This window comes from Microcella indica, from assembly GCF_013414345.1.
Lineage (GTDB): Bacteria > Actinomycetota > Actinomycetes > Actinomycetales > Microbacteriaceae > Microcella > Microcella indica.
In genome coordinates, this window is the sequence record NZ_CP058670.1 from 2,521,554 (window position 1) to 2,546,334 (window position 24,781).

General features: G+C 65.7%; 25 protein-coding genes, 2 tRNA genes and 1 pseudogene. 13 read left to right on the top strand and 15 right to left on the bottom strand.

Annotation, left to right across the window (positions count from 1 at the left end):
* Positions 1-14: 14 nt before the first annotated feature.
* From HUJ41_RS12265 to HUJ41_RS12290, 6 genes and pseudogenes are all read right to left on the bottom strand, one after another.
* Positions 15-881: a prenyltransferase gene (locus HUJ41_RS12265; RefSeq protein WP_179872783.1), complete on the bottom strand. Its 867-nt coding sequence runs from the start codon at positions 879-881 to the stop codon at positions 15-17.
* The gene (locus HUJ41_RS12270) at positions 878-1,225 is read right to left on the bottom strand and encodes a lycopene cyclase domain-containing protein (protein WP_179872784.1); all 348 of its coding nucleotides are present in this window, start codon (positions 1,223-1,225) and stop codon (positions 878-880) included. Before HUJ41_RS12270 ends, HUJ41_RS12265 begins: the two co-directional genes overlap by 4 nt.
* Entirely contained in the window at positions 1,222-1,569 is a 348-nt protein-coding gene (locus tag HUJ41_RS12275; protein ID WP_179874021.1) for a lycopene cyclase domain-containing protein, read from the bottom strand. Before HUJ41_RS12275 ends, HUJ41_RS12270 begins: the two co-directional genes overlap by 4 nt.
* Positions 1,569-3,215, bottom strand: a pseudogene (crtI, locus tag HUJ41_RS12280) (phytoene desaturase family protein); the annotation flags it as partial. The pseudogene crtI and the gene HUJ41_RS12275, both read right to left, overlap by 1 nt.
* Positions 3,161-4,060, bottom strand: a complete 900-nt coding sequence (locus HUJ41_RS12285; protein WP_179872786.1) for a phytoene/squalene synthase family protein — start codon at positions 4,058-4,060, stop codon at positions 3,161-3,163. The gene HUJ41_RS12285 and the pseudogene crtI, both read right to left, overlap by 55 nt.
* On the bottom strand, positions 4,057-5,127 hold the full coding sequence (locus HUJ41_RS12290; protein ID WP_246299253.1) for a polyprenyl synthetase family protein: 1,071 nt from the start codon (positions 5,125-5,127) through the stop codon (positions 4,057-4,059). The genes HUJ41_RS12285 and HUJ41_RS12290 overlap by 4 nt, the downstream gene beginning before the upstream one ends.
* A 21-nt stretch (positions 5,128-5,148) precedes the next feature.
* On the opposite strand from HUJ41_RS12290, the gene idi reads away from it, so the two are divergent.
* Entirely contained in the window at positions 5,149-5,688 is a 540-nt protein-coding gene (idi, locus tag HUJ41_RS12295) for an isopentenyl-diphosphate Delta-isomerase (protein ID WP_152584089.1), read from the top strand.
* Here idi and HUJ41_RS12300 read toward each other — a convergent pair.
* Positions 5,670-7,724 carry an ATP-binding protein gene (locus tag HUJ41_RS12300; RefSeq protein ID WP_179872787.1) on the bottom strand — a complete coding sequence of 685 codons (2,055 nt, stop codon included), beginning with the start codon at positions 7,722-7,724 and terminating at the stop codon, positions 5,670-5,672. The two genes, idi and HUJ41_RS12300, sit on opposite strands and share 19 nt — an antisense overlap.
* Positions 7,725-7,832: 108 nt before the next feature.
* On the opposite strand from HUJ41_RS12300, the gene HUJ41_RS12305 reads away from it, so the two are divergent.
* Positions 7,833-8,207, top strand: coding sequence for a response regulator transcription factor (locus HUJ41_RS12305; protein ID WP_152584087.1), 375 nt, complete (start codon positions 7,833-7,835; stop codon positions 8,205-8,207).
* Positions 8,208-8,240: 33 nt separating this feature from the next.
* Here the strand turns inward: HUJ41_RS12305 and dcd are convergent, their stop codons facing one another.
* Complete coding sequence (dcd, locus tag HUJ41_RS12310) at positions 8,241-8,828, bottom strand: dCTP deaminase (protein ID WP_152584086.1); 588 nt, start codon at positions 8,826-8,828, stop codon at positions 8,241-8,243.
* A gap of 82 nt (positions 8,829-8,910) precedes the next feature.
* Here dcd and HUJ41_RS12315 point away from each other — a divergent pair, with 82 nt between their 5' ends.
* From HUJ41_RS12315 to HUJ41_RS12335, 5 genes are all read left to right on the top strand, one after another.
* Complete coding sequence (locus HUJ41_RS12315) at positions 8,911-9,294, top strand: hypothetical protein (RefSeq protein ID WP_152584085.1); 384 nt, start codon at positions 8,911-8,913, stop codon at positions 9,292-9,294.
* Between the two features lie 122 nt (positions 9,295-9,416).
* A tRNA-Gly gene (locus HUJ41_RS12320) sits at positions 9,417-9,479 on the top strand.
* A 200-nt stretch (positions 9,480-9,679) separates the two neighbouring features.
* Complete coding sequence (locus tag HUJ41_RS12325) at positions 9,680-10,339, top strand: tyrosine-type recombinase/integrase (RefSeq protein ID WP_179872788.1); 660 nt, start codon at positions 9,680-9,682, stop codon at positions 10,337-10,339.
* A 66-nt stretch (positions 10,340-10,405) separates the two neighbouring features.
* Complete coding sequence (locus HUJ41_RS12330; RefSeq protein ID WP_179872331.1) at positions 10,406-11,653, top strand: IS256 family transposase; 1,248 nt, start codon at positions 10,406-10,408, stop codon at positions 11,651-11,653.
* A 52-nt stretch (positions 11,654-11,705) separates the two neighbouring features.
* Positions 11,706-12,185, top strand: a complete 480-nt coding sequence (locus HUJ41_RS12335; RefSeq protein ID WP_179872789.1) for a tyrosine-type recombinase/integrase — start codon at positions 11,706-11,708, stop codon at positions 12,183-12,185.
* A 27-nt stretch (positions 12,186-12,212) separates the two neighbouring features.
* Here the strand turns inward: HUJ41_RS12335 and HUJ41_RS12340 are convergent, their stop codons facing one another.
* Entirely contained in the window at positions 12,213-12,482 is a 270-nt protein-coding gene (locus HUJ41_RS12340) for a hypothetical protein (protein WP_179872790.1), read from the bottom strand.
* Positions 12,483-12,666: 184 nt separating this feature from the next.
* Here HUJ41_RS12340 and HUJ41_RS12345 point away from each other — a divergent pair, with 184 nt between their 5' ends.
* Positions 12,667-13,848: a restriction endonuclease gene (locus tag HUJ41_RS12345; protein WP_179872791.1), complete on the top strand. Its 1,182-nt coding sequence runs from the start codon at positions 12,667-12,669 to the stop codon at positions 13,846-13,848.
* A gap of 33 nt (positions 13,849-13,881) precedes the next feature.
* On the opposite strand, the gene HUJ41_RS12350 is transcribed toward HUJ41_RS12345, so the two are convergent.
* The 3 genes from HUJ41_RS12350 to HUJ41_RS12360 are packed head-to-tail and all read right to left on the bottom strand — an operon-like array spanning position 13,882 to position 16,698.
* Positions 13,882-14,700, bottom strand: a complete 819-nt coding sequence (locus HUJ41_RS12350) for an AAA family ATPase (protein WP_179872792.1) — start codon at positions 14,698-14,700, stop codon at positions 13,882-13,884.
* Positions 14,697-16,094 carry a Mu transposase C-terminal domain-containing protein gene (locus HUJ41_RS12355; RefSeq protein ID WP_179872793.1) on the bottom strand — a complete coding sequence of 466 codons (1,398 nt, stop codon included), beginning with the start codon at positions 16,092-16,094 and terminating at the stop codon, positions 14,697-14,699. Before HUJ41_RS12355 ends, HUJ41_RS12350 begins: the two co-directional genes overlap by 4 nt.
* Before the next feature lie 7 nt (positions 16,095-16,101).
* Complete coding sequence (locus HUJ41_RS12360) at positions 16,102-16,698, bottom strand: recombinase family protein (protein WP_010534181.1); 597 nt, start codon at positions 16,696-16,698, stop codon at positions 16,102-16,104.
* A gap of 193 nt (positions 16,699-16,891) precedes the next feature.
* Here HUJ41_RS12360 and cmtR point away from each other — a divergent pair, with 193 nt between their 5' ends.
* The gene (cmtR, locus tag HUJ41_RS12365) at positions 16,892-17,251 is read left to right on the top strand and encodes a Cd(II)/Pb(II)-sensing metalloregulatory transcriptional regulator CmtR (protein ID WP_006590980.1); all 360 of its coding nucleotides are present in this window, start codon (positions 16,892-16,894) and stop codon (positions 17,249-17,251) included.
* Entirely contained in the window at positions 17,248-17,850 is a 603-nt protein-coding gene (locus HUJ41_RS12370) for a cadmium resistance transporter (RefSeq protein ID WP_179872794.1), read from the top strand. Before cmtR ends, HUJ41_RS12370 begins: the two co-directional genes overlap by 4 nt.
* Positions 17,851-18,844: 994 nt before the next feature.
* Here HUJ41_RS12370 and HUJ41_RS12375 read toward each other — a convergent pair.
* Positions 18,845-19,726, bottom strand: coding sequence for a hypothetical protein (locus HUJ41_RS12375; RefSeq protein ID WP_179872795.1), 882 nt, complete (start codon positions 19,724-19,726; stop codon positions 18,845-18,847).
* 728 nt (positions 19,727-20,454) lie between these two features.
* Positions 20,455-21,702, bottom strand: coding sequence for an IS256 family transposase (locus HUJ41_RS12380; RefSeq protein WP_179872331.1), 1,248 nt, complete (start codon positions 21,700-21,702; stop codon positions 20,455-20,457).
* A 249-nt stretch (positions 21,703-21,951) separates the two neighbouring features.
* Between HUJ41_RS12380 and HUJ41_RS12385 the strand changes: the two genes are divergently transcribed.
* Positions 21,952-23,204 (top strand): IS3 family transposase gene (locus HUJ41_RS12385; RefSeq protein ID WP_179872076.1). Its coding sequence is split into 2 segments (ribosomal slippage): positions 21,952-22,234 and positions 22,234-23,204, totalling 1,254 coding nucleotides; the frame shifts between segments, so codons are not numbered across the junction.
* Between the two features lie 36 nt (positions 23,205-23,240).
* Here HUJ41_RS12385 and HUJ41_RS12390 read toward each other — a convergent pair.
* Positions 23,241-23,768 (bottom strand): hypothetical protein, encoded by a 528-nt coding sequence (locus tag HUJ41_RS12390; protein ID WP_179872796.1) that lies wholly within the window; start codon positions 23,766-23,768, stop codon positions 23,241-23,243.
* A gap of 340 nt (positions 23,769-24,108) precedes the next feature.
* Here HUJ41_RS12390 and HUJ41_RS12395 point away from each other — a divergent pair.
* Together HUJ41_RS12395 and HUJ41_RS12400 are read left to right on the top strand one after the other, a co-directional pair.
* A tRNA-Gly gene (locus tag HUJ41_RS12395) sits at positions 24,109-24,179 on the top strand.
* Between the two features lie 186 nt (positions 24,180-24,365).
* Entirely contained in the window at positions 24,366-24,761 is a 396-nt protein-coding gene (locus HUJ41_RS12400) for a hypothetical protein (protein ID WP_152583280.1), read from the top strand.
* Positions 24,762-24,781: the final 20 nt, after the last annotated feature.

Here is a 24,781-nt window from a genome sequence, read left to right on the forward strand (position 1 = left end):
CCTCCGAACGGCGTCTATACGGCCGTGAGCGTCCAGCCGATCATCAGCATGGTCACGATCGCGCCCGCGACGAAGTTGAGCAGCAGGAAGCGCTTCCAGCCCCTGTTCGCGTCCTCCGCCGTCTCGTCGGTGACGTTCCACCACTGCGCCGTGCTCACGACGTACGGCAGGGCGGCGAAGGCCGCGAGCGGGCCGGGCCACTCGGTGCCGAGCAGCAGGAGGCCCGAGGCGAGGTAGACGACGACCGCGAGGCGCGTCGTGGCCCGTGCGCCGATGATGGTCGCGATCGAGGAGAGCCCGCCCTCGCGATCGGCGAGCACGTCCTGCACCGCTCCAAAGGCGTGGCTCGCGATGCCCCACAGGAAGAACGAGCCGAGGATGAGCCAGAGGGCGGGCGTGACAACGGCGTCGGCGAGCACGAGGCCGTAAACAGCGGGACTCACGAAGTGGGTGCTCGAGGTGAGCGAATCGAGGAAGGGCTTCTCCTTGAAACGCAGACCCTTCATCGAGTACGCGATGACGGCGAACACGCTGATCGCGAGCACGAGCCACGACAGGGGGTCGCCCACGATCACGAGGTAGACGAGGAACGGCACGTTCGCGACGAGGGCCGCCACGAGCGTCGTGCGATGGATGCTCGGGTCGAGCAGCGCGCCCTCCACACCGCCCTTGCGCGGGTTGCGGAGGTCGCTCTCGTAGTCGAAGACGTCGTTGATGCCGTACATCGCGAGGTTGTAGGGGATGAGGAAGTAGAGCGTGCCCACGATGAGCGTGAGGTCGATCTCGCGCGCGGTGAGCAGGTAGGCGGCCGCGAAGGGGAAGGCCGTGTTGATCCAGCTGAGCGGGCGCGAGCTCAGCGTCAGCTGCGCGAGGGTGCTCATGAGCGCCCACCCCTCTCCTGGGTGCCGTCGTCGGCGGCGCGGGTCGCGCTACCGCGTCGCGGAAGCAGCTCCCAGACCGCGGGCAGCAGCACGAGAGCCGCGACCGTGTAGGCGAAGTCCTCGATCGGAGCGACGCCGATGCGCACTCCGCTGATGAGGGCGTCGTCGTAGGCGACGAGCCCGGTGCCGATGATGACGTTGTCGAACACGGCGGTGAGCGTGAGCATGAGGATCGCGGCGAGGCCCACCGCACGCCACTCGGGCGAGCGTCGTGTCAGGACTGCTGCGACACCGACGATTGCGACCGCGGCGAGGAACACCGCATTGAGAAGCGTGTAGGTCACGAGCCGGCCTCCACCGTGCGCGTGCGGCGCCGCCGCCCGGCGAGCAGATCTTTCGCCGCCGCGTAGGCGTTCATCGTGTTGTAGCTCAGCAGGGTCAAGAAGAAGACCTCCTCGAGCGGCAGCTCGGGGGCCACGAGCATCCCCGTCATGAAGTCCGTCTGCCCGCGGAAGAAGATGCCGAGGGCGATGCCCGCGACGTCCCAGATCAGGAAGAAAACCACGCCGAGCGGCAGCACGATCGCCGCCCGCCGCCAGTCGCGCCAGAAGAAGAGGCGAAACCGTCGGTCGAGGAGCACCATGCCCGTGAGGGCGATGGCGAGTGCGCCGAGGTAGGCGAAGCCGATCACGCCGCCGACGGCTCCTCGGCCCGCGGACCGGTCGACTCGAGGGGCTCGGGCAGCGGACCCGTCGAGGTGTCGCCGCGCAGGCGCTTGACGATGAGCTCGGCGCTGATGAGGCACATCGGCAGTCCGATGCCGGGCATCGTCGAGCCGCCCGCGAAGTACAGGCCGCGCACCTTCTTCGAGACGTTGCCTGCACGGAAGAACGCGCTCTGCTTGAGGATGTGGGCGGGCCCGAGCGCGGTGCCGCGCCACGCACCCAGGTCTTCGTGGAAGTTGCCGGGGCCGTAGGTGCGGCGCACGACGATGCGATCGGCGAGGTCGGGAATGTGCGCCCACGTGGCGATCTGGTCGATGATGCGGTCGGCGTAGGCCTCGAGGGGCGTGTCACCGTCGCCATCGACGTCGCCGCGCCCGAAGGAGAGATCGGCGGGAGCCGGCACCAGCACGAAGACGTTCTCGTGCCCTTCCGGGGCGACCGAGGGGTCGACGCCGCTCGGCTTGCAGATGTAGAGCGAGGCCGGGTCGGGCAGGCTCGGCGTCGGCCCGAAGATGGCCTCGAAGTTCTCGCGCCAGTCCGCCGTGAAGAGCAGGGTGTGGTGCTCGAGCTGGGGCAGCTCGCCCTTCACGCCCAGGTACAGCAGCAGCGCGCTCGGGCCCGCCGTCGCCTTGTCCCAGTACGACTGCGGGTAGGTCTGTAGCTCCTCCGGAAGGAGGGTGGTCTCGGTGTGGTGCAGGTCGGCGGCCGAGACGACGATGTCGGCCTCGATGATCTCCCCCGGTTCCTCTCCACGACCGGCGAGCTCGACGCCGCGCACCTGCTTCGATGTCTCGTCCACGACGATCCGCACGACCGGTGATGAGGTGCGGATGCTCACGCCCTGGTCGCGCGTGACGGCGGCGATGCGGTCGATGAGGCGCGTGAAGCCGCCCATCGGATAGAGCACTCCGTCGGCCAGGTCGAGGTGGCTCATCAGGTGGTACATGCTCGGCGTGAGGAAGGGCGAGGAGCCGAGGAAGACGGCGGGGTACCCCAGGATCTGCCGCAGCCGGAGGTCGCCGAAGCGCCGGGCGACGTAGGCGTCGAGGCTCTGCAGGAGCATGCGCACAAGCTTCGCGCTGCGCTTGAGCACGTCGCGCGTGAGCAGCGGGCCGAAGGAGGCGAAGCTCGTGTACAGGAACGACTTCTTCGCCATCTCGTACGTGTCTCGCGCCGACTCGAGATACGTCTCGAGCGCGCGACCGGCACCGGGCTCGATCGACTCGAACAGCGCGATGTTCTCCTCCCGAGACGCCGCGACGTCCACGGCACCCTCAAAGCCCTGGGTGATGACGCGGTAGCCGGGGTCGAGCTGGATGAGCTCGAGCTGCTCGGCGGAGGACGTGCCGCACAGCCGGAAGAAGTGGTCGAAGACCTCGGGCATGAGGTACCAGCTCGGCCCCGTGTCGAAGCGGAACCCGTCGACCTCCCAGGAGCCCGCGCGGCCGCCGAGAGCGTCGCGCTGCTCCACGAGCGTCACCTCGTGTCCGTCCCGCGCGAGCAGGGCTGCGGTGGAGAGGCCCGCGATGCCTCCGCCGATGACGACCGCGCGGCTCACGCGGTCACCTCCGCGGGCACGGCGGTGCGGCGCGGTTGCGGGATGCGCCCCGCGAGCACCGCGAGAGCAATGCGCGCCTTCACCGGGTCGGGCACGCGCACGCGCGCCTGCACGAGCTGCGAGGCGGGCGTCGTGCGCAGTCGACGGGAGAGCTCGAAGAAGAGGCCCTGCGCGAGCGCGACGGCCTTCCGACTGCCGGCCGGCAGCTCGGGAATCACGGCTGCGGAGACGCTCAGGTCGTGGTCGATGTCGTCGAGCAAGCGGTGCTTCTCCTCTTCCGTGAACGAGTCCACCCTGATGCCGGGAAAGTAGCTGCGCCCGAGGGTCTCGAAGTCTGCGGCGAGATCGCGGAGGAAGTTGACCTTCTGGAACGCTGCGCCGAGGGCGCGCGCACCGCGCACCATGCGATCATTCTGCTCCTCGTCCGTGGGCGCATCCTGAAGGAACGCCCGCAGGCACATGAGGCCGACCACCTCCGCCGAGCCGTACACGTAGGTGTCGAAGCTCGCGTCGTCGTGCTCGGTGTCGGTGAGGTCCACGCGCATCGAGTGGAAGAACGGTCGAGTGAGCTCGGTGCCGAAGCCCACCTCGCGCGCCGTGCGAGCGAAGGCGTGGACGATGAGGTTCGCGCTGTAGCCGTGCTGCATCGCCTGCTCGGTGTCGGCCTCGAGCTCGTCGAGATACCGGCCCGCGGCGGCGATGTCGAGCCCAGCATCCGTCACCCCGCCGTCGACGATCTCGTCGGCGAGGCGCACGAGTGCGTAGACGTTCTCGACGTGCTGGCGCACGCGCGGGGCGAGCAGGCGCGACGCGAGACCGAAGGAGGTCGAGTAGCGGCGGATGACGACGCCGGCAGTCTCCTCGGCGACACGGTCGTACAGAGTGAGGCGGTTCATCGCATCCGTTCCAGAACCGTGGCGGCCACGGGGTGCAGCTCCGCGCGCAGGGCCTCGGGCATGTGCGGCTCGGCGAGCAGGTCGAGGGCGCGCTGCGCGCACCCGCGCACGAGGTCGTCGGCGAAGTTGCGGGCGCCGCACTCCTCGAGCATGGCGCGCGCGGTCTGGGCCTCCGCCTCCGTGAGGTCGTGCTTGCCGATGAGGTGCCGCAGCTCCTCCCACTGGGGCGTCGCGCACGCGAAGGCGATGAGCACGGTGCGCTTGCCCTCGCGCAGATCGCCGATCGTCGTCTTGCCCGTGAACGACTCCTCGCCGAACACGCCCAGCACGTCGTCGACGATCTGGTACGCGATGCCGATCTCGCGACCGAAGTCGCCCAGCGTCGCCACGATCTGCTCGCTCGCCCCGGCCAGGATCCCGCCAGCCTGGAGCGGCGCCTCGAATGAGTACACCGCCGTCTTGAGCCGCTCCATCTGCAGGATGTCGTCCACGACCGGCGTGTGCGGGTCGATCGAGAAGTCCACGTCGATGAGCTCGCCGGCCGCGCTCGCGAACATGGCCTCGTCGAGCACCTCGAGCAGGCGGTCGCGCATCGTATCGGCCACGCCGCTGCGCTCCATGAGCCGGTAGCTGTTGAAGAGGGCGAGATCGCCGGCGATGACCGCGGCCGACACGCCCCGGTGCTCCGCGATCTCGACGCTCGCACCCCGGTCGACGGCGTGGTCGCGGTAGGTACCGGAGATGTTCGGGATGCCCCGCCTCACGAAATCCCGATCGATCACGTCGTCGTGCACGATGAGCGCCGTGTGCAGCAGCTCGAAGGAGGCGCCCACGTGGGCGGCTACTTCGAGGTCGGTGCCGCCGAGCCCGCTGTAGGCGGCCATGACCATGCGGGGGCGGAATCGCTTGCCGCCCTGGGTGTTGCGCTCGAGCAGTCCCCAGAGGTGCTCGTAGTGCTCGCCCAGGGGCTCCGCGCGCTTCTTGGCTAGGCTGAAGAAGCGCTCCAGCACAGCGTCGACCACAGCGCCTCGCTCTTCAGCGATGGTGACCGGGTCGTTCCTCTTCACCCGAGCAGACTACCGCCGCACATGACCGACATTCCTGAAACCGTCGTGCTCGTCGCCGACGACGGCACTCCCGTCGGAACCGCGCCGAAGGCGACCGTCCACAGCACCGAGACGCCCCTGCACCTCGCCTTCTCCTGCCACGTCTTCGACGACCGCGGCCGGGTGCTCGTCACGCGTCGCGCGCTCGCCAAGAAGACCTGGCCGGGCGTATGGACGAATGCCTTCTGCGGCCACCCCGCCCCCGAGGAGCCGATGGAGGACGCACTCGTCCGCCGTGCCGAGCGCGAGCTCGGCCTGACGCTGACCGACGTGCGGGTGAGCCTGCCCGACTTCCGCTACCGGGCCGTCGACGCCTCGGGCGTCGTCGAGAACGAGATCTGCCCCGTGTTCACGGCGCGCGCGGTGGGGGAGCCCTCGCCCGCCGCCGACGAGGTCGCGGAGTGGGCGTGGGTCGAGCCCGAGCAGCTGCGCTCCGCCGTCGCCTCGACGCCCTTCGCGTTCAGCCCGTGGCTGGGCTGGCAGCTCGCGGCGTGGGAAGGCTCCTACTCGGCGCCCTCCTGAGCCTCGGCACGAGCATCCTGACCCGTTTCTGACGGTGTCCGCATCGCGGTCGTGGCGACGTGCACCGAGACCGCCCGTTCTCGCGGAATGCGCAGGATGACCGTCGTGCCCGTGAGGCCGTCCGATTCGATGTCGATCGTGCCGCCGATGCGGGTCTCGACGAGGCCCTTGACGATCGGCAGTCCGAGGCCCGTGCCGGGTACCTCGCGGTGCCGCTCGGTCTGCACGCGGTAGAAGCGCTCCCAGACGTGCGGCAGGTCGGCGGCCGGGATGCCCGGGCCCTCGTCGACGACGCGAATCTCCACGGTCTCGTCCCCCTCGTCGATCACGTCCAGGCGCACGGTGCCGCCGTCGGGGCTGAACTTGACCGCGTTCGAGAGCAGGTTCGCGCACACGCGCGCGATGTCTTGGGTCACGCCCACGATCATGACGGGATGCTCGGGCACCGTGAGAGCGATCTGAACCTGCCGCGCGGGGCTCAGCCCCGAGGCGTCCTCGGCGCAGTGCCGCACGACTTCGAGAACGTCGAGCTGCGCGGCGGCGCGGGGGGCCGCACCGACGGAGCTGAGCTTGCTGAGCTCGAGCACGTCTTGGATGACGTCGGCCAGGCGACGGGCGTTGCGCGCGATGATCGTCGATGCCTGCTGGTCCCGCTCCTGCAGCAGTGATTCCTCGAGCTGCTCGGCGAAGCCGAGGATGCTCGTCACGGGCGTGCGCAGCTCGTGGCTCACCGAGGCGATGAAGTCGTCCTTCTGCTCGTTGAGGCGTCGAAGGTCGTCGGCGACGGCGAGAGCCAGCTGCTCGCGCGCGTCGCGCGCGGTCACGTCGGTGAAGACGAGGGTCACGACCGGCTGGCCTCCGGCCTCCGCGTAGAAGGCGATGTCGACATCGAATCGGCGGTCGCCGCGCGTGATCTCAACGCGCCCGGGATCCCGCCCTCGGATGCGGTCGTCGAGCTCGCTCACGCCGAAGACGACGCGGTCGCGCTGCATCCAGATGCCCGCCGTGCCCCACGAGCTCGGCATCTCGCTGCGCCCGATCGCCTCCAGGGCCGTGGCGTTGACGCCGACGACGCGCAGACGCTCTCCGTCGAGCACCTCGGCGACGAGGATGCCGGTCTCGGAGCTGATGATGCCTCCGCGCAGGAGCGCCTCGCGGGCGCCGAGCTGGGTGACGACGTTGGCCCACTCGTTGCGCGCGGCCGAGACGTAGAGGACGGCGACCGCGTAGACGATGAGGAAGGCCTGGATCAGCTCGACCGTCGTGCGCGTGCCGTCTCCGGCGAATACGGCGAACGGGCCGCCGCCCACCGCTGTGAGGATCGTGACGGCCATGGCAGTGAGGATGAGCTGGACGGCGACAACGATGGTGGGAGCGCGGAATGCCGCCCAGAGCAGCGCGATGAACGGCAGGAAGGCCAGAGGCAGAATGTTTCCCGGCCAGAACGTCCAGGCGAGGATGCCGACGAGCGTGAGGGCCTGCAGCAATGCCTCCCACGGGTTCACCCGCTGCAATCGGCGTGGGCTCACGAGCGCCACCGGAGTGATGACGAGGAGAGCCGAGGCGTGCGAGAAGAAGAGGCCGAGGGCGGTCGGGATGAAATCCCGACCGAGAAGCGCCCATGCGGTCAGGCCCGCCAGCAGGCCGATCGACACGGCGCCGACGACGGAGGCGAGGAGAAGCCGGTTCATGTCTCGCAAGCGCTCGAGACGTGCAACCGGTTCGCCTCGCGTGAGGACCCACGCGACGAGCCACGCTTCGACGGCGTTCGCGAGGCCGAAGAGGACGGCGACGAGAAGCTCGCGGCCACCGATGACGTTTCCGGCAGCGGTGACGGCCGCGATCGCGAGGGCGGCGGCGACGCGGTTGCCGCGCGAGGCGAGTACCGCTACCACGCTGATCCCGGCCGCGGGCCACCACGCTGCGATCGCGGCACCGACGGGGCTGAGGAGCACCGAGGTGACACTCACTGCTCCCGCCAGGAGGACAAGTGCCGCGATGCCGACGCGGCGCACGATGGCATCAGCGAAGAACAAGCGCCCGACGAGACCTCCCTGTCCCACTGGCGCACCTCCCGCGTATCGCCGCACTCGCGCGGTCGTTACATGAGAGGATACGGAAGAACGGGGAGGGGAGGGCCGCGTATGTCGACAATACTGATCGTGGAGGACGAGCCCGACGTGCTCCTCCTGCTCGAGAACCGTGTGCGGGGTGCCGGTCACGAGGTGCTCAGCGCGATCGACGGCGAGCAGGGTCTCGAGCTCGCCGCGACTCAGAAGCCCGACCTCATCATCCTCGACTGGATGATGCCCAAGCGTGACGGCATCGAGGTGTGCGAAGAGCTGCGACGGCACGACCCCGACCACCGACTCAAGGTGCTCATGCTCACCGCGCGGTCGCAGCGCAGCGACGTCGACCGGGCGTTCGAGGCGGGCGCGGACGACTACATCGTGAAGCCGTTCAGCTCGCGCGAGCTCATCGAGCGCATCGGCGCACTGCTCTCGCCCGCGACCGACTGAGCGGGTGCTGCGCCGCGCTGCCCCCGGGCGTCGCTAGTGCTGCGCGTCGAGTTCGGTGCGGTGGAAGTTCTGGAACGAGCGCGAGGCGGTCGGGCCGCGCTGCCCCTGATACCGGTTGAGATAGCCGCCCGTGCCGTACGGGTTCTCGGCGGGGGAGCTGAGGCGGAAGAAGCACAGCTGCCCGATCTTCATGCCCGGCCAGAGCTTGATGGGCAGCGTGGCGACGTTGCTGAGCTCTAGCGTCACGTGGCCGCTGAAGCCGGGGTCGATGAAGCCCGCCGTGGAGTGGGTGAGCAAGCCCAGTCGACCGAGCGAGCTCTTGCCCTCCAGTCGCGCGGCGACGTCGTCGGGCAGCGTCACGAGCTCGTAGGTCGAGCCGAGCACGAACTCACCAGGGTGCAGAATGAACGGCTCACCCGGCTTCGCCTCCACTAAGCGCGTCAGTTCGGGCTGCTCTTCCGCGGGGTCGATGAACGGGTACTTGTGGTTGTCGAACAGCCGGAAGAGACCGTCGATGCGCACGTCGACGCTCGACGGCTGCACCATCGACAGGTCTAGCGGATCGAGCCCGATGCGCCCGGAGTCGAGTTCGGCGCGGATATCTCGGTCGCTCAGTAGCATGGCGTCAGCCTATCGAGCGGGATGCCCGGCGCGGGTTGCGCGGAGCATCCTCGCCCCCACCCGTCCCGAAAGGTTCCCGCCCGTGACGACCGTCGCTCTCATCATCCTCCTCGTGCTCCTCGGCGCGCTCGCCGTGTTCCAGCTCGCGCTCGCCGCCGGCGCGCCCCTCGGGCGCTACGCCTGGGGCGGCCAGCACGATGGCGCGCTGCCCGCGCGCCTGCGGATCGGGAGCGCCGTGTCGATCGTCATCTACGCGCTCATCGCCGTCGTCGCCCTCGAGCGGGCGGGCGTCATCGACCTCATCCCGGGCGAGGTCGTCGAGACCGTCGCCATGTGGGTCATCGCCGTGTACTTCGCGCTCGGCATCGTCATGAACGGCATCTCGCGCAGCAAGCCGGAGCGGTACACGATGACGCCGGTCGTGATCGTGCTCACGGCTGCGAGCGTCATCCTCGCGCTCTCGTAGCCGACGCGCATGCGTCTCGGCACGATTCGCTAGACTGCTCGCGCGACCTGGTGCCCGAGACGGGCACCAGCGCTGGCGTCGCGGCGAAGGCCAGAAATGGCCTTCGCTTCAAGCTCCAGCGCGGGGATGTAGTTCAATGGTAGAACTTCAGCTTCCCAAGCTGATGTCGGTTCCGCCCATCGTCTCTGTCACTCCCGAATTGGTGCGGTCTGACCAGGCCTTTTCTTGTTCTTCGTGCCTCTTGCCGGAGAAGGTCCATTCGTGCGTGCCTCAGTGTGCCTCGCCGTCGGTTCGATGACGAGTACAAGTAGGTGTGTTGATTCGTCGAGCTTCTCCGTATCAAGCAGTACGCGCAACAACTCGCGCGATGATGACGGAGGTCGCTATGAGCAACAAGAAGTTCGGAAACATCCGCCCGCTCAAGAGTGGGCGGTTTCAGGCGCGCTACCGACTTCCAAACGGGGAGCAAGTAAGCGCCGGGGTGTTCGACTCGAGACCTCTTGCCCAAGAGCGCCTTGCCGAAATCGAGGTCGACCTTCGGCGCGGGGACCACTGGGACGCGCGAAAGGGAAAAACCAAGTTTCGAGACTTCATGGCGGAGTTCATGCGTCACCGAGGGCGGACCGTGTCGTCAGGAGAGCTTGCCAACAATCGCTCCTACCTGAAGGTTCATCTGCTGCCGGCATTTGGCAATCTTCGAATGGAGGATGTGGACGAAGAACTCGTCGACAAGTGGTTCGCCACTCAAGCGGCGACCGAGACGCGGCGCAATGTCTACGCGTTCCTCCGCCGCGCGATGAGGCACGCAGTTAAGTGGAAGTACATTCGGGTCACCCCGTGCAACGTGTTCGAGCCGAACAAGGGGGTGAGCGTACCTCGGCCCACGTGGTCGTACTCAGACTTCAATCACGTGCTCCAGTTCGTCCCCGACTCGATTCGCCTCAATAGGGCTGCGCTCCCATCGCCGGTCTACTACCGAGAGGCATTGCAGAGTGGAGTCCCACATAGTGGTGTAACGCACGGTGGTCGCGCACGTCGTTGCTGACGTGGACGCGGTCACCGTGTGATCCTTCGAGAAGTCTCTTACCTCCACTCGAAAGGCATCAACACGATGACCGCTCCACACATTGTCGACCCTGCGACCGTTCTGGGTGAAGCCCTCTCGGAGGCGTCGCCGGATTTGATGAGGCATTTGCTGCAGACCATGATCAACGCCCTGCTGTCCGCTGATGCCGACGCTGTGGTCGGCGCCGAGTGGGGCAAGCCCAGCCCTGATCGGGTGACGCACCGCAACGGCTACCGGCACCGTGACCTGGACACTCGCATCGGCACGATCGATGTCGCGATCCCGAAACTACGATCGGGCACCTACTTTCCGGAGTGGCTGCTGGAGCGCAGGAAACGCTCCGAGGCGGCTCTGATCACCGTGATTGCCGACTGCTACCTCGCCGGGGTGAGCACCCGGCGGATGGACAAGCTGGTGAAGACTCTCGGCATCAACGCTCTATCGAAGTCGCAGGTCTCGCGGATGGCTGCCGAGCTCGACGAGCAGGTTGCCGACTTCCGGCACCGGTCTTTGGTCGAGGCGGGCCCGTTCACGTTCGTGGCTGCCGACGCTCTCACGATGAAGGTTCGCGAGGGCGGCCGGGTGGTGAACACGGTCGTGCTGATCGCCACCGGGGTCAACGGCGACGGCCGCCGGGAAGTCCTCGGCCTGCAGACGGCCACGAGCGAGACCGGGTCGGCGTGGAATGCGTTCTTCGCCGACCTCGTCGCCCGCGGGCTCACCGGCGTGCAGCTCGTCACCAGTGACGCGCACGCCGGCCTGAAAGACGCGATCGCAGCGAACCTGCCCGGCGCCACCTGGCAACGCTGCCGCACCCACTACGCGGCGAACCTGATGAGCGTGACCCCGAAGAGCATGTGGCCGGCGGTGAAGGCGATGCTGCACTCCGTCTATGACCAGCCCACCGCCTCCGACGTCCACGCCCAGTTCGATCGGACCCTGGATTACGTCGCCGAGAAGCTCCCCGCGGTCGCCGAGCACCTCGATACCGCTCGGGCCGACATTCTCGCCTTCACCGAGTTCCCCAAAGATGTCTGGTCGCAGATCTGGTCGAACAATCCCAACGAGCGCCTCAACCGCGAGATCCGCCGCCGCACCGACTCCGTGGGCATCTTCCCCAACCGCGACAGCGTCATCCGCCTGGTCGGCGGCGTTCTGGCCGAGCAGACCGACGAGTGGGCAGAGGGGCGCCGCTACTTGGGCCTGGAGGTCCTGGCACGCTCCCGCATGCGGGTGCTGCCCAACAACGGAGACGAGGTGGTCGCCGACACCTTCATCGCTCTCAGCGCCTAAAGCGAAGGATCAGCCGTTACACCACTTCCAGGGACTTGACCCATTGCAGATCATGTTCGCCGCCCACCTGCGCTTGGGTGAACTCGTCGGTCTGAACGCGGGCGACTATGACAGGAAGGCGGCTCGGCTCACTGTGGAGCGCCAGTTGACCGCGCGCGGCGAGATCACCGATACCAAGACCGGGAGCCGCAAGACAATTCAGCCGCTCTCCGTTGGTGTGTCTGCGCTCGAACGCCTCCCCAAGGGCATCGGATCAGCTCCATTGATCCCCGGCGCAAGGGTTCAACGGCTGCCACGCTGCTCGCTCCAACGGACGTGGAGCCGAGCTGTCTACGAGGCCGGCCTCGAGAACTTCCATATTCACGACATCAGGCACATTGGCCTCACACTCGTTGCCGCTTCGGGCGCGCCAATGAAAGACGTGATGGCTCGGGGAGGCCACGCGTCCCTGCAAGCGGCAGCAAGATATCAACACACGGACGCAGACCGGGATCGCAAGGTCGCGGAAGATGTGGATCGGCTCTTGGGATAGTGCTCGGCGGCGAGACAGTTAACCTCGCTAAGCCCTGGCGAACGTCAACCGTCGCCAGATCCTGACGACGTTGAGGACCCGAAACTCCGGGCGCTCCCGTACATCGTGGACCTGTTCGAAGCCGTTGGCGGAGACGTGAACGTCCGGTCCCGCAAGATCAGCGCGTCGTGACCAATGATTCCACGCCTCTTCGCGGGACTTCCAAGAGCGCTCTGTGCGCAGCTCATCGGCGAGAGTGACGGTCTGGCCTGCGAGCGTGACGTAGCCCTCTTGATACCGCACGAACCAGTCGGCCATGGACACCTCCACCGCGATGGTGGCTCACTCGGCGAGCGCCTCGACTCGAAGTGAGCGACTCTGTGGTCAGTGTCGATCGGGCTGTCGATTCGGGAGGAGTGATCACCGACCCGTATGGGGTAGCCGAGTTGTCCTTCCTGACCCATACCTTGGCGGTACGAGCAAACTTCGAAAGAGGAACTACATGGCTGCGAGCATCCACGACATCCTTCGTGAGTTTCGATCCGTCTCCTTTGACGAGCGGGACAAGGGCGATCGTTTCGAGCGGCTCATGCACGCGTACCTCACGGTCGAGCCGCAGTACGCGCAGCTCTACAGCGATGTGTGGATGTGGACGGATTATCCGCAGCGCGGCAACCGACGCGACACCGGAATCGATCTCGTCGCCCGCGCTCGTGACACGGGAGAGCTGACGGCAATCCAGTGCAAGTTCTTCGACCCCTCAACGACGGTCACGAAGCCAATGCTCGACTCGTTCCTCGCGGCCTCTAGCAAGAACCTCGACGGAAAGCCCGAGTTCGCCGCCCGACTCGTCATCTCGACCAGCGACTCTTGGGGAAGCAACGCAGAGGACGCTGTTGAGAATCAGAATCCTCCCGTACAACGGTTGCGCGTGCAGGATCTCGACGAATCCTCCATCGACTGGGAACAGTTCTCCATCAACACCCCTGGAGAGCTAACGAAGAAGGAAGCCAAGCAGCTCTTCCCCCATCAGGAGTTGGCGATCTCGAATGTCGTCAACGGCTTCGAGTCTGCCGACCGGGGCAAGCTCATCATGGCTTGCGGAACCGGGAAGACTTTCACGAGCCTCAAGCTCGTTGAGCAAGTCGTGCCCCGCGGCGGCACAGTGCTGTTTCTCGTTCCCTCGATTTCTCTGCTCTCGCAGACGCTCAAGGAGTGGATTATCGAGTCCGCCGTGCCGATGCGCTCCTTCGCGGTCTGCTCGGATGTAAGTGTCGGAAAGCGCAAGACCGACGAAGACATCCCGGTCACCGACCTGGCGTACCCCGCGACGACGAACACCACGAAGCTGGTGCAGAAATTCTCGGAGATCCCCGCCGACTTCGACGGCATCACCGTCGTGTTTTCCACCTACCAATCCATCGATGTGGTCGCGCAAGCGCAGGGCACAGGCCTCCCCGATTTCGACCTCATCGTTTGCGACGAAGCGCACCGCACAACGGGGGTAACGCTCGCAGGCGAGGAGGAGTCGGCGTTCGTTCGAGTTCACAACCAGAACTACATCAAGGGCAAGAGGCGGCTCTACATGACCGCCACGCCGCGCATCTACGCGGATGCCAGTCGGTCTAAGGCTGAAGAAGAAGGGGCAGTACTCACCGACATGGACTGTGACTTCGTCTGCTGAATGGCGGGGTTCTTCGGTCGCTTCGTGGCGGGGTCAGGTGACACCGATGACCAGGGTGCTCTGTGCGGCTTCGATGACGTCGTTGGTGATGGTGTCGAGTTCGTTGATCTTCAGGACCCGCTGGATCTGGGGGAAGAGGCGTTCGAGGAGCCGGAAGTTGCCGCGGGTGATCCGTGCGATGGCTGCGATGGCTTGGGCGTCGGTGAAGTCGTCGGGGTCGAGGGTCTTGCCGAGGGATCGCCAGTGTCGCTCGAGGACGAACAGCAGTTCGTCTTGTCCCAGGGGCCGGTACTGCTGGGCGAAGCCGACTCGGCTGTAGAACTGGGGGTAGTGGCTGAACTGCTTCTCCAGGCCGGGCATGCCGATCAGGATCAGGGCGATGTCGTCGCGGTCGTAGCGATCGCGCAGCAGTTCCAGAGCGGCGGGACGCAGTCGTTCGGCCTCGTCGACGATGATCAGCTCCACGTAGTTCCTGCCGTGTCGCCATCCCCAGGCCTCGGGAGTGGCCGTGCCGGGAGGTACGAGGTGCTGCTCGATGCACATGTTGGTGCGGGTGATGGCTTGGGTCAGCTCGTCCTTCAGGGTCCGCGGGGTGGTCAGCACGCTGGGGGTGTAGAGCACGGTGCGGCTCCGGTTCAAGGCGGCGTAGATCTTGGCGTCGTTGTCGGAGCGCGGCCCCCAGTAGGTCAGCAGGTCATGAGCCTTCTCGTAGTGTGCGTAGCGGCGCGCGGAGAGTGTCTTTCCTACGCCGGCTGATCCGAAGCACAAACCGATGGTGTGCCCGCGGCGCACGGCGTCGGCGAACTCGGTGAAGCGGCGGTGCTCCTTGGTGACGATGAAGCGCTGGCTCACCTGAGGTCCTCCTTGTAGATCTTCAACGCCGACCTCGGCGCCGGAGCCGGTGCTTCGGTGATCCGTGGCGTCTCGGTAGGTGCGGCCACGAGGGCGATGCGTTCGTTGATGCCGGCTCGCAGCGCCCGGCGGCGGGCGTTGCGCGCGGCCTGGATCTCCTTGAGGCTGACCTTCTGGTCGTGGTGCTCTTGGTTGACGGCCTTGCAGACGAATTCGTCGTGATCGAAGACGCGGATCTCGGTGATGTCGCGGGGGTCGTAGCGGATCACGACCGAGCGTCCGACGTAGCCGGCCAGAGTTGGCGAGACGTAGCGCAGGCCCTGGAAGCGGATGCCATCGCGGCGCACGACGCGGGTCTTGGCGACGGTCAACAGCAGTCTGTCGAGGTCTTCCAGGCTCTCGGGCATTCGGGGCAGCCAGCCATCGGCGATCCACGCGCTGCGCGGGGAGGTTCCGAGCTCGCTGTGCGTGCGGTCGTTGTAGGTGGCCACGAACGCCTCCAGGGCGCTATCGAGGGCGGCCAGGGACAGTTTCGGTGTCGGCCAGGGGTGCCCTTCGGTGATGTGTCCGGGCAGGGTGGCGAGTAGCTCGGTGTTGATGGTGCCGAAGAACCGCTCGATCTTGCCCCGTCCCTGGGGTCGGGCGACGGTGGAGTGGATCAGTCGGATGTGGAGGTCGACGGCGGTGTGGGCGAGCTGGTCACTGGTGAAGTCGCTGCCGTGGTCGACGTAGAGCACGTCGGGCAGGCCGCACATCGGCCAGGCCGGGTCGGTCTTGTGCCAGATCGCTTGGCGCAGCGCCAGGGCGGTGTTCATCGCCGACGGTGCGCCCAGGAAGACTGTGTAGCCGCAGACCGCCCGGGAGCAGTCGTCGAGGATCGTTGTCAGCCATGGCCGTGCGGGCTTGCCGTCGGTGCCCACCACCAGGATGTCGAGCATGGTGTGATCGGATTGCCACATCGCGTTGGGCAGCTTTGCTTGCCGGCGTAGCACCAGCTCGTGCTTGTCGCGGTAGGACGCTGCGCCCTCCAGGGCGAGGGTGACCATGCCGGGATCCAGGGTCCGCACGATGTCCCACACCACCGAGTAGGAGGGGACCGGCCACCTCCGGGCGGCGCAGATGCCCGTGACTTTGCGATGGATCGTGGCGATGGCCGGCCGCGGCTTGCTCAGTGCCAGGCCCTCGATCAGGTCGACGAGGTCGGGCGGAAGGCGGCGGGAGCCGGCGTCCGCCCGTGAGGCTGTCTCCAGTCCGGCGTAGCCGTCGGCGCGGTAGCGGGCGTGCCAGCGCTCCAGGGTCCGCAGCCCTACATCGGTCTCGCGAGCTAAGCGCGCGAGGGGCACCTGGTCCTCGACGTGGAGCCTGAGGATTCGCCACCGCGCTCGAGCGTCCACGACGCACCTACTGCAAGGCGTTCTCGCGCCCGCGCTCGGCGCGCTGAAGGGCGCGGTAGACCGTGGAGCGGCCCACGCTGAACAGCTCGGCCAGCTCGCCCACGGTGTGCTCGTCGGCAGCATGTAGCTGGACGAGGTGAGCTTCTTGCCGGGGGGTGAGTTTCGGTGACTTCCCGCGCAGCCGGCCCTTGGCCTTGGCGACCTTCATCCCCTCGCGCGTGCGGGCACGGATGAGGTCGGCTTCGAACTCGGCGACCATCGCCAGCACGTTGAACAACAGTTTCCCCATCGGGTCGGTCGGGTCGTACACCGATCCGGCGATGCTCAGCTTCACTTCCCGCGCCGCGAGGTCGTCGGCGATCTGGTGGGCATCACGGACTGAACGCGCCAGCCGATCGAGCTTGGTGACCACGAACGTATCGCCGTCCCGACAGGCAGCCAGCGCCTGCCGCAGGCCCTCACGGTCGGCGTTGCGGCCCGTGAGCCCGTGATCGACGTAGATGCGCTTGGGATCGACGCCGAACGCCGCGAGTCCGTCACGCTGCGCGGTCAGGTCCTGCTCGTCGGTGGAGACTCGGGCATAGCCGACCTTCAAGGGGGACATGCTCCCCAGTGTGTCATATAGCCTCCCTTCACCGGACAGTTCACCGGACGGGTCTTACGGGACAGCCCGCCAGGCGTGCCGTCGTTCCTCTCGATAAGTAGCGGTGGTGTCCGGTGAGGGTTCCCCTTACGGGCATGCAATCTGGGCTGACGCCTGTGACCGAGTGTTCAGTGCGCGCTGTATAGTTCAGTCCATGCTGACTATTGCTTCGCGTCTCGACGTGATGAACCGCCTGGGTCGTGCACTGGCCGACCCCACTCGATCCCGGATCATCTTGACCCTGCTCGACCATCCCGCTTACCCGGCGGAACTGGCCCGAGATCTGGACCTGACACGCCCGAACGTGTCCAACCACCTGGCATGCCTGCGCGATTGCGGGATCGTCGTCTCCGAGCCCGAGGGTCGTCGGACACGATATGAGATCGCCGATTCGCACCTGGCGCAGGCGCTGACGGCACTGGTCGATGCCACCCTGGCAGTGGACGAAGACGCCCCGTGCATCGATCCCGCCTGCTCGCTTCCCGGATGCGACGCAGCTGGGGAGGGCGCATGATCCTCACCTCGGTCTTGCAGGCGATGGGCCTGTTCGCAGCGACCAACATCGACGACATCATCGTGCTCTCCCTCTTCTTCGCGCGAGGGGCAGGCCAGCGCGGCACTACCGCCCGCATTCTGGCTGGCCAGTACCTCGGATTCGCCGGCATCCTCGGTGCCGCGGTCCTGGTGACCATCGGTGCCGGAGCATTCCTGCCCTCGGCAGCCATCCCGTACTTCGGTCTCATCCCTCTGGGCCTCGGCCTCTGGGCCGCATGGCAGGCCTGGCGCGGAGACGATGACGACGATGACGACGAGGCCAAGGTTGCCGGCAAGAAGGTCGGCGTGTGGACAGTCGCAGGCGTCACCCTTGCCAACGGCGGCGACAACATCGGCGTCTACACCCCTGTCTTCCTCAGCGTGGAACCTCTCGCAGTAGTCACCTACTGCATCGTCTTCCTCGCGCTCGTCGCGGTCCTGGTGGCCCTGGCAAAGTTCGTCGCCACCCGCCCCCCGATCGCCAAAGTGCTCGAACGCTGGGAGCACATCCTCTTCCCCATCGTTCTCATCGGCCTCGGCATCGTGATCCTCGTCAGCGGCGGAGCCTTCGGACTCTGACGTAGCGGCAGCGATCCAAACGGCCCCGACCGGGCGCACCCCTCTCGGTTCAGACCGCGACACCTACCTGCAGCCAGTCCTGCGTGATCGCGGCAACAAGACCGCCACGGAGCGCTGCAAAAACCCCGCCACCAAGCGAACGAAGCCACACCGAGCCCTCTACAGTTCGCTGCGCTTCACAATCTTGCGGTTTGGGAGTGGCGCACGGCCAACGAACAGGAACTCAATCGAACCCTGCAAAGCCTGAGTGCCCTAGGGAGATACGGCCCCCTTGCGCCGTCCTCCGAGGCCCTCGTCAATGAAATCCATGCAATCGCAGGCACGGCTCGCGCCACCTGATTGCCGACCTCCTGAACGTCGCGATGCGCCGCACGAGTCCGCCTGCCGTGATGTCGGCCGGCTGAGACTGTTCAGGGTTCGAGTCGAAGGCGTGATGCTCCGCGGAGCGTTCCGCGAGGGGCGTGAGAAACGAACCAGCGACAAGGCACCCCGGCATTTCGCGGGAACGGATTGCTAGTCTCCGCCCTGGAACTCAAGGCTCGGTCGTGTCGTCTGCTCGACCCGGAGCCTCAATAGAGAACTGTTTTGGGGAACGACAATCTTGGTGCGGGCGCGATGAGGATTGAGAGTGAAAGATCCAGCTTGGATACGCTGTGAACTAACTGACCCCAGCTCGAAAGGTCGCCTGGCACAGTCTGCGCCCGGCCAAGGTGGGCATTCGTTCGCGTCGACCAAACATGAATAGCGGGGGAAGCCCAAGCACCTTCTGCTCAACGCAATTCAGAACGATCGATGACCCCGCTTGTAGTCGTCGTAGGCCTCTCTGCGCTCGACTGAGTCTGCTGTCAACATGTCTGCACGTATCTTTTCGAAGTCGAGCCGCTCCTCGTGACCCTGGTTCGGGCCTGCCGAGTCGGCGCGATCACTGTTTCGGGTGAAGCCGATCACGTTGATCCACCTTCCCTTTCTTTCGTGAGCATATCTTTGACCAACGTCACTTCGAGATGTTCTCGACGGCGAGTTGATCGGCTTGGAACGCTACCGCCAGAAACCAGGCGTACACCTCGAGAATGTGGCGGTCTGACTCATGGATCACATCTCGGTGCGTGACGTTGACCGAGAACATCCCGATCACGCGGTCGTCGCCTTCACTCTTCCGATCGCGGAAAACCGGAACGCTCAGGAAGGTTCGATAGTTGCGCGAGCTGCCGTCCTTGATCCCCAGCGCACCTGCGACTTCTGGGTCCGCTACGTCACCACAGTAGGCGTAGCCGCCGGTCGAGATCTTGTCCACCGCGATTCGACCCTCCCCCGGACTCCTGTTGGAGAAGTTCGCGCGCATTCGGGAACGATCTGTATTTGTAAAGAGCTTGCGTTCGAGCAGCTTGCTTTGCCTGTTCACTGTCAAGCCGTAGAACGAAGCCTCGACCTGAAAGTCGTGAGGGCGTTCCCGACCATCGGGCATCGGTCTGGACTTGAAGTAGCTCTGACAATCGTGGAGCAGGTGGTTTTGGTACTGGTTCGTGACAGTGCCGTCAAAAGACTCTCGAAGCTTCCCAACCAAGTTCGCTGCGCGAGATGCAAGCCCTCGGTAGGCGGCAAAGGCCTCAACGTTCCTAAGAAGTGCCGCCTCGCGGTCCCTGAGGCTGCTGATGCCCCTGGCTATGGGGGGCGGCAGCACTACTAGGCAGACCAACAAGACGATCACGAAGACGCTGTAGTCCTTGATGAACGAGGCGAGCGGCCAATTTTCGGGGACTAGATCGAGCTCGAGTGCCGCCAGGCCCGCCGTACCGATAACAACAGGGGCCACATCTAGTGAGACGAAAAAGCGAAGGTCACCGACTCCTTCAAACTTGAGCTTCGCTTTGGCCATCCCTCGATCGTATCTATGAATCATCCGGAACATGAGTCGCACGCACCAAACGGGGTGGCTTGTAGACAACACGGCCAGCGAGATGCCCCCGCCAACCGGTGGCGCTACGTGTCGCGATGGAGTCTGGCTTGCCGAGTTCCTAATCCTCTGCGGGGGCTGTCGGACCTTCTAGTTGAAATGGGTCTGGTGCTGCGCGTGGCCGGTGGGTTTTTCACAAGCCGAGAAATGTGTTCCGCGCTTTGCACACTTCTGTACTGCCCGCGCTGTCTATAGATCTCGATCTGTGTTGGCATCCGAAGTCAAGAATCTCGAATCATCGGCAGACGCGCTAAAGGCTCCAGAAGCTACGTGATGCGGAGATCTTCTGCTTCCCGGCTACCGCTTCGTGGAACCCCAGGAGTGCATTGAGGTCATCGGCATCGCCGGTTGCCGCAACGTTGTGAAGCAGGTCCCCTGGAGTCCTCCCCTTACCGCCCCGCGACTGCCGTATTGCCGTCTGCTCACACAGGTAGAACGCCACCTTCGACCTGTCCGTCGCTGACCCCGCGTAACGGCCTCTCTGCGCCTCGTAAGCCGCCTTGTGGCCGCAACGCCCTGCCGCATAGAGCCAACGCTGGATGAGCGCTGCCTTGCGCTCCTCAAGAGGTTTGGAGTTGAACAGGAACACCGCGTGGATGTGGGGGTGAAGGTCAAGTCCCTGGAAGTGGTGTAACGGCTGATCCTTCGCTTTATGCGCTGAGCGCGATGAAGGTGTCGGCGACCACCTCGTCTCCGTTGTTGGGCAGCACCCGCATGCGGGAGCGTGCCAGGACCTCCAGGCCCAAGTAGCGGCGCCCCTCTGCCCACTCGTCGGTCTGCTCGGCCAGAACGCCGCCGACCAGGCGGATGACGCTGTCGCGGTTGGGGAAGATGCCCACGGAGTCGGTGCGGCGGCGGATCTCGCGGTTGAGGCGCTCGTTGGGATTGTTCGACCAGATCTGCGACCAGACATCTTTGGGGAACTCGGTGAAGGCGAGAATGTCGGCCCGAGCGGTATCGAGGTGCTCGGCGACCGCGGGGAGCTTCTCGGCGACGTAATCCAGGGTCCGATCGAACTGGGCGTGGACGTCGGAGGCGGTGGGCTGGTCATAGACGGAGTGCAGCATCGCCTTCACCGCCGGCCACATGCTCTTCGGGGTCACGCTCATCAGGTTCGCCGCGTAGTGGGTGCGGCAGCGTTGCCAGGTGGCGCCGGGCAGGTTCGCTGCGATCGCGTCTTTCAGGCCGGCGTGCGCGTCACTGGTGACGAGCTGCACGCCGGTGAGCCCGCGGGCGACGAGGTCGGCGAAGAACGCATTCCACGCCGACCCGGTCTCGCTCGTGGCCGTCTGCAGGCCGAGGACTTCCCGGCGGCCGTCGCCGTTGACCCCGGTGGCGATCAGCACGACCGTGTTCACCACCCGGCCGCCCTCGCGAACCTTCATCGTGAGAGCGTCGGCAGCCACGAACGTGAACGGGCCCGCCTCGACCAAAGACCGGTGCCGGAAGTCGGCAACCTGCTCGTCGAGCTCGGCAGCCATCCGCGAGACCTGCGACTTCGATAGAGCGTTGATGCCGAGAGTCTTCACCAGCTTGTCCATCCGCCGGGTGCTCACCCCGGCGAGGTAGCAGTCGGCAATCACGGTGATCAGAGCCGCCTCGGAGCGTTTCCTGCGCTCCAGCAGCCACTCCGGAAAGTAGGTGCCCGATCGTAGTTTCGGGATCGCGACATCGATCGTGCCGATGCGAGTGTCCAGGTCACGGTGCCGGTAGCCGTTGCGGTGCGTCACCCGATCAGGGCTGGGCTTGCCCCACTCGGCGCCGACCACAGCGTCGGCATCAGCGGACAGCAGGGCGTTGATCATGGTCTGCAGCAAATGCCTCATCAAATCCGGCGACGCCTCCGAGAGGGCTTCACCCAGAACGGTCGCAGGGTCGACAATGTGTGGAGCGGTCATCGTGTTGATGCCTTTCGAGTGGAGGTAAGAGACTTCTCGAAGGATCACACGGTGACCGCGTCCACGTCAGCAACGACGTGCGCGACCACCGTGCGTTACACCACTATGTGGGACTCCACTGGGGTGAAAGCCCTGCTCCGGGAATGTAACTTCAATGCTCCTCACTCGCCCTATCAGCCCAGTGCGGTCACGAAAGGTTGAATCCCCCCGGCGTGTTCGGAGACTCGATTCCTTGGAAGGATCAGTCTCATGGCACGACCCAACAAGTATCCGCGCGAGCTTCGTGAGCGCGCAGTCCGCATGGTCGCCGAGGTGCGGCCTGACTATCCCAGCGAGCACGCCGCGATCACCGCGGTCGCCGGCATGCTCGGCATCGGCTCGCCCGAAACGGTCCGAACCTGGATTCGGCGGCAGCAGGTCGATGTCGGCCAACGGCCGGGGGTGACCACCGAGGCGCAGGCGGAGATCAAGAAGCTCAAACGAGAGAACGCCGAGTTGCGGCGGGCGAACGAGATATTGAAGGCGGCTTCGGCTTTCTTCGCGGCCGAACTCGACCGGCCAGCGAAGCGATAGTCGCGTTCATCACCGACCACAAGGACCGCAATGATGGTGGCCTGCGATGGGGTGTCGAGTCGATCTGCGCCGTGCTCACCCAGCATGAGGTGAAGATCGCCCCATCGACCTACTATGACGCCCGCAAGCGTCGACCCTCAGCGCGGCAGGTGTCCGATGAGCGGTGGAAGCCGATCGTGCTGGGCTGCTGGCAGCGGCAACGGCGCGTGCTGGGCGCTCGGAAGCTCTGGTTGCGTCTGCGCCGCGAGGGCCACGACATTGCCCGTTGCACGGTGGAGCGCCTCATGCGCGAGCTCGGCATCGCTGGCGTGCGACGTGGGAAACGCACCAATCCGGTCGATGCTGACCCGCGCGAGACCAGACCTGCCGACCTTGTCGATCGGCATTTCGCCAGGTTCCGCACGAACCAACTCTGGGTCGCTGACTTCACCTACGTGTGGTCGTGGTCCGGATGGGTTTACGTCGCGTTCGTGTTCGATGTTCACTCCCGCCGCATCCTGGGCTGGCGGGCGGCGACGAGAATGACGACGCCGCTGGTGCTCGACTGCCTGGAGATGGCGTTCTGGACCAGGCGCCGCGAGGGCGTCGCCGACTTCGCCGGACTGACGCATCACACCGATGCCGGCAGCGTCTATACGTCCATTGCCTTCACCGACCGCCTGATCGAGGAAGGCATCGACCCCTCGGTTGGATCCGTCGGCGACGCCTACGACAACTCCCTCGCGGAGTCCCAGATCGGACTCTATAAGACCGAGTTGATCCATCACGAAGGGCCCTGGCGAAACGTCGATCAGGTCGAGGCCGCGACCGCGGACTGGGTGCAGTGGTTTAACACCGAACGCATCCACAGTTCGATCGATGACCTCACCCCGATCGAACTGGAGCAGCTCGAATATGCTCTGACCGAGCCCCTCGAACAAGCGGGCTGACACCAGCAATACGCTCTCCGAACACGCCGGGGGGATTCAGGTCCCCATCCAGGATCCGCTGGTGAACGCAGTGGCCCATGTTTCGAGAATCGGCGCGAGTGATCCTGCGCGCCGTGAGGAGTCGTCATGGGCGACGGTGAACGTCAGATAGAGCACCGAGCGAGCTGTGGCGAGCTTCTGCTCAAGACGAGATCGATCTGCGGCGAGCAGAGATGGCGAGCACAGCGGACACGACCACTTATTGCCACAGGCGGTCCGGTATGAACGGCCGTCAGGCCCAACTACCTGCTTGCCCCTCCTGCACAGTCGGAGCGAGTTTCTCTTCGCATACTGCTGAATGACTGCCCTTACCTCATCCATCAAAGAGGGATCATGGGGGAAGGATTCACGATACTTATCAAGAAGGGAGCGTTCGAACGGAAGCCTCCCTGATCCTCCGTGCGGGAAAACGCTGTCGATCCAGTCGTCACCACGCCCTTGCGGCTGGTCCTGCCTCAATGGCTCGCCGGGTTTGGAGGAGGCGGTGGGCGGGTGTTCGATGCGGTCGCGCTCGTTATTGGGCACGGTGTGCTCCTGTTCTTGGAGCACGGTGCTCCAAGTACTGATACGCCGTAGGAGCCGGAGTCACCACCTTGGTCTTCTCTGGCGCGGGGTGTTTAGCGCGCCCGCCCTCGAAGAAGGCCCGCTCCGGGCCTTCCGCGTTTAGCGCAGGCCTCGCTGTTTAGCGCGACGAGGCTTCAGCGTTCAGCGCATACGGAACACGTTTAGCGCGAACAGCGCCGAACCCCTGAGCAGGCAACTGCGCTTCGCTGATCCCGTGCCACCGGCGTGCCTTGAGAGATGGCACGACCCGGGTAAGCTGAACACTGCAAGAGGCCTGATAAATCAAGAAATAAGGCCCTTCGGGGATGTAGTTCAATGGTAGAACTTCAGCTTCCCAAGCTGATAGCGCGGGTTCGATTCCCGTCATCCCCTCTGACCCGCCGACAGTCATCTCGGCACACTGCTCGACGCGCAGACGCTCACCGCGTCTGCGGGGTTCGATTCCCGTCATCCCCTTTGTGTTTGCTTCTGGCTGCGCCGCCGCTCCTGCGGCTCAGTACGCTGCGGGCAAACCGATTCCGCGGGGGCACCGAATGACGGATGTTAGGGGAGGTCACCATGTCCAGGAGCACCGCACGCATCGTCGCCGGTGTTCTGGCTGTGCCGGCGCTGCTGTGGGGAGTCGCGCTGGTGGTGATCGTGACGGCGGACCTGCCGCCGCTCGGGGGAGCGGCCGCAGGCCTGCCGATCGCGAGCGTCGCACTTATGTCGCTGTCGGGAGCGATCGTTGCGGCCATCGTGGCGAGGCGGGGGCGTGAGCATCGGGGGGATGCTCCGCCCCGGCCCTTCGCCGCTGCGACCATCACGGCGAGCGCCGTCGTCGTCGCCTCGGCGATCGCCCTCGCGCTCGGGCCGGTGGTGACACCCGCTCCCGCCGTCGCCGACCCCGGGATCGGGACCGAGCAGCGCATCGTCTTCGGCGACCACAGCGGGCACGTCGGCTACGAGCCCTAGGCGCGAGAGTCCGCGCACGG

What these genes read in the sequence shown, in the direction of transcription:
- HUJ41_RS12380 (WP_179872331.1), bottom strand. Translation starts at nt 21,702, where the DNA reads ATGACCGCTCCACACATTGTCGACCCTGCGACCGTTCTGGGTGAAGCC.
- idi (WP_152584089.1), top strand. Translation starts at nt 5,149, where the DNA reads ATGACCGACATTCCTGAAACCGTCGTGCTCGTCGCCGACGACGGCACT.
- HUJ41_RS12335 (WP_179872789.1), top strand. Translation starts at nt 11,706, where the DNA reads ATGTTCGCCGCCCACCTGCGCTTGGGTGAACTCGTCGGTCTGAACGCG.
- cmtR (WP_006590980.1), top strand. Translation starts at nt 16,892, where the DNA reads ATGCTGACTATTGCTTCGCGTCTCGACGTGATGAACCGCCTGGGTCGT.
- HUJ41_RS12305 (WP_152584087.1), top strand. Translation starts at nt 7,833, where the DNA reads ATGTCGACAATACTGATCGTGGAGGACGAGCCCGACGTGCTCCTCCTG.
- dcd (WP_152584086.1), bottom strand. Translation starts at nt 8,828, where the DNA reads ATGCTACTGAGCGACCGAGATATCCGCGCCGAACTCGACTCCGGGCGC.
- HUJ41_RS12325 (WP_179872788.1), top strand. Translation starts at nt 9,680, where the DNA reads ATGAGCAACAAGAAGTTCGGAAACATCCGCCCGCTCAAGAGTGGGCGG.
- HUJ41_RS12330 (WP_179872331.1), top strand. Translation starts at nt 10,406, where the DNA reads ATGACCGCTCCACACATTGTCGACCCTGCGACCGTTCTGGGTGAAGCC.
- HUJ41_RS12400 (WP_152583280.1), top strand. Translation starts at nt 24,366, where the DNA reads ATGTCCAGGAGCACCGCACGCATCGTCGCCGGTGTTCTGGCTGTGCCG.
- HUJ41_RS12360 (WP_010534181.1), bottom strand. Translation starts at nt 16,698, where the DNA reads ATGTCCCCCTTGAAGGTCGGCTATGCCCGAGTCTCCACCGACGAGCAG.
- HUJ41_RS12265 (WP_179872783.1), bottom strand. Translation starts at nt 881, where the DNA reads ATGAGCACCCTCGCGCAGCTGACGCTGAGCTCGCGCCCGCTCAGCTGG.
- HUJ41_RS12345 (WP_179872791.1), top strand. Translation starts at nt 12,667, where the DNA reads ATGGCTGCGAGCATCCACGACATCCTTCGTGAGTTTCGATCCGTCTCC.
- HUJ41_RS12375 (WP_179872795.1), bottom strand. Translation starts at nt 19,726, where the DNA reads ATGGCCAAAGCGAAGCTCAAGTTTGAAGGAGTCGGTGACCTTCGCTTT.
- HUJ41_RS12285 (WP_179872786.1), bottom strand. Translation starts at nt 4,060, where the DNA reads ATGAACCGCCTCACTCTGTACGACCGTGTCGCCGAGGAGACTGCCGGC.
- HUJ41_RS12340 (WP_179872790.1), bottom strand. Translation starts at nt 12,482, where the DNA reads ATGGCCGACTGGTTCGTGCGGTATCAAGAGGGCTACGTCACGCTCGCA.
- HUJ41_RS12370 (WP_179872794.1), top strand. Translation starts at nt 17,248, where the DNA reads ATGATCCTCACCTCGGTCTTGCAGGCGATGGGCCTGTTCGCAGCGACC.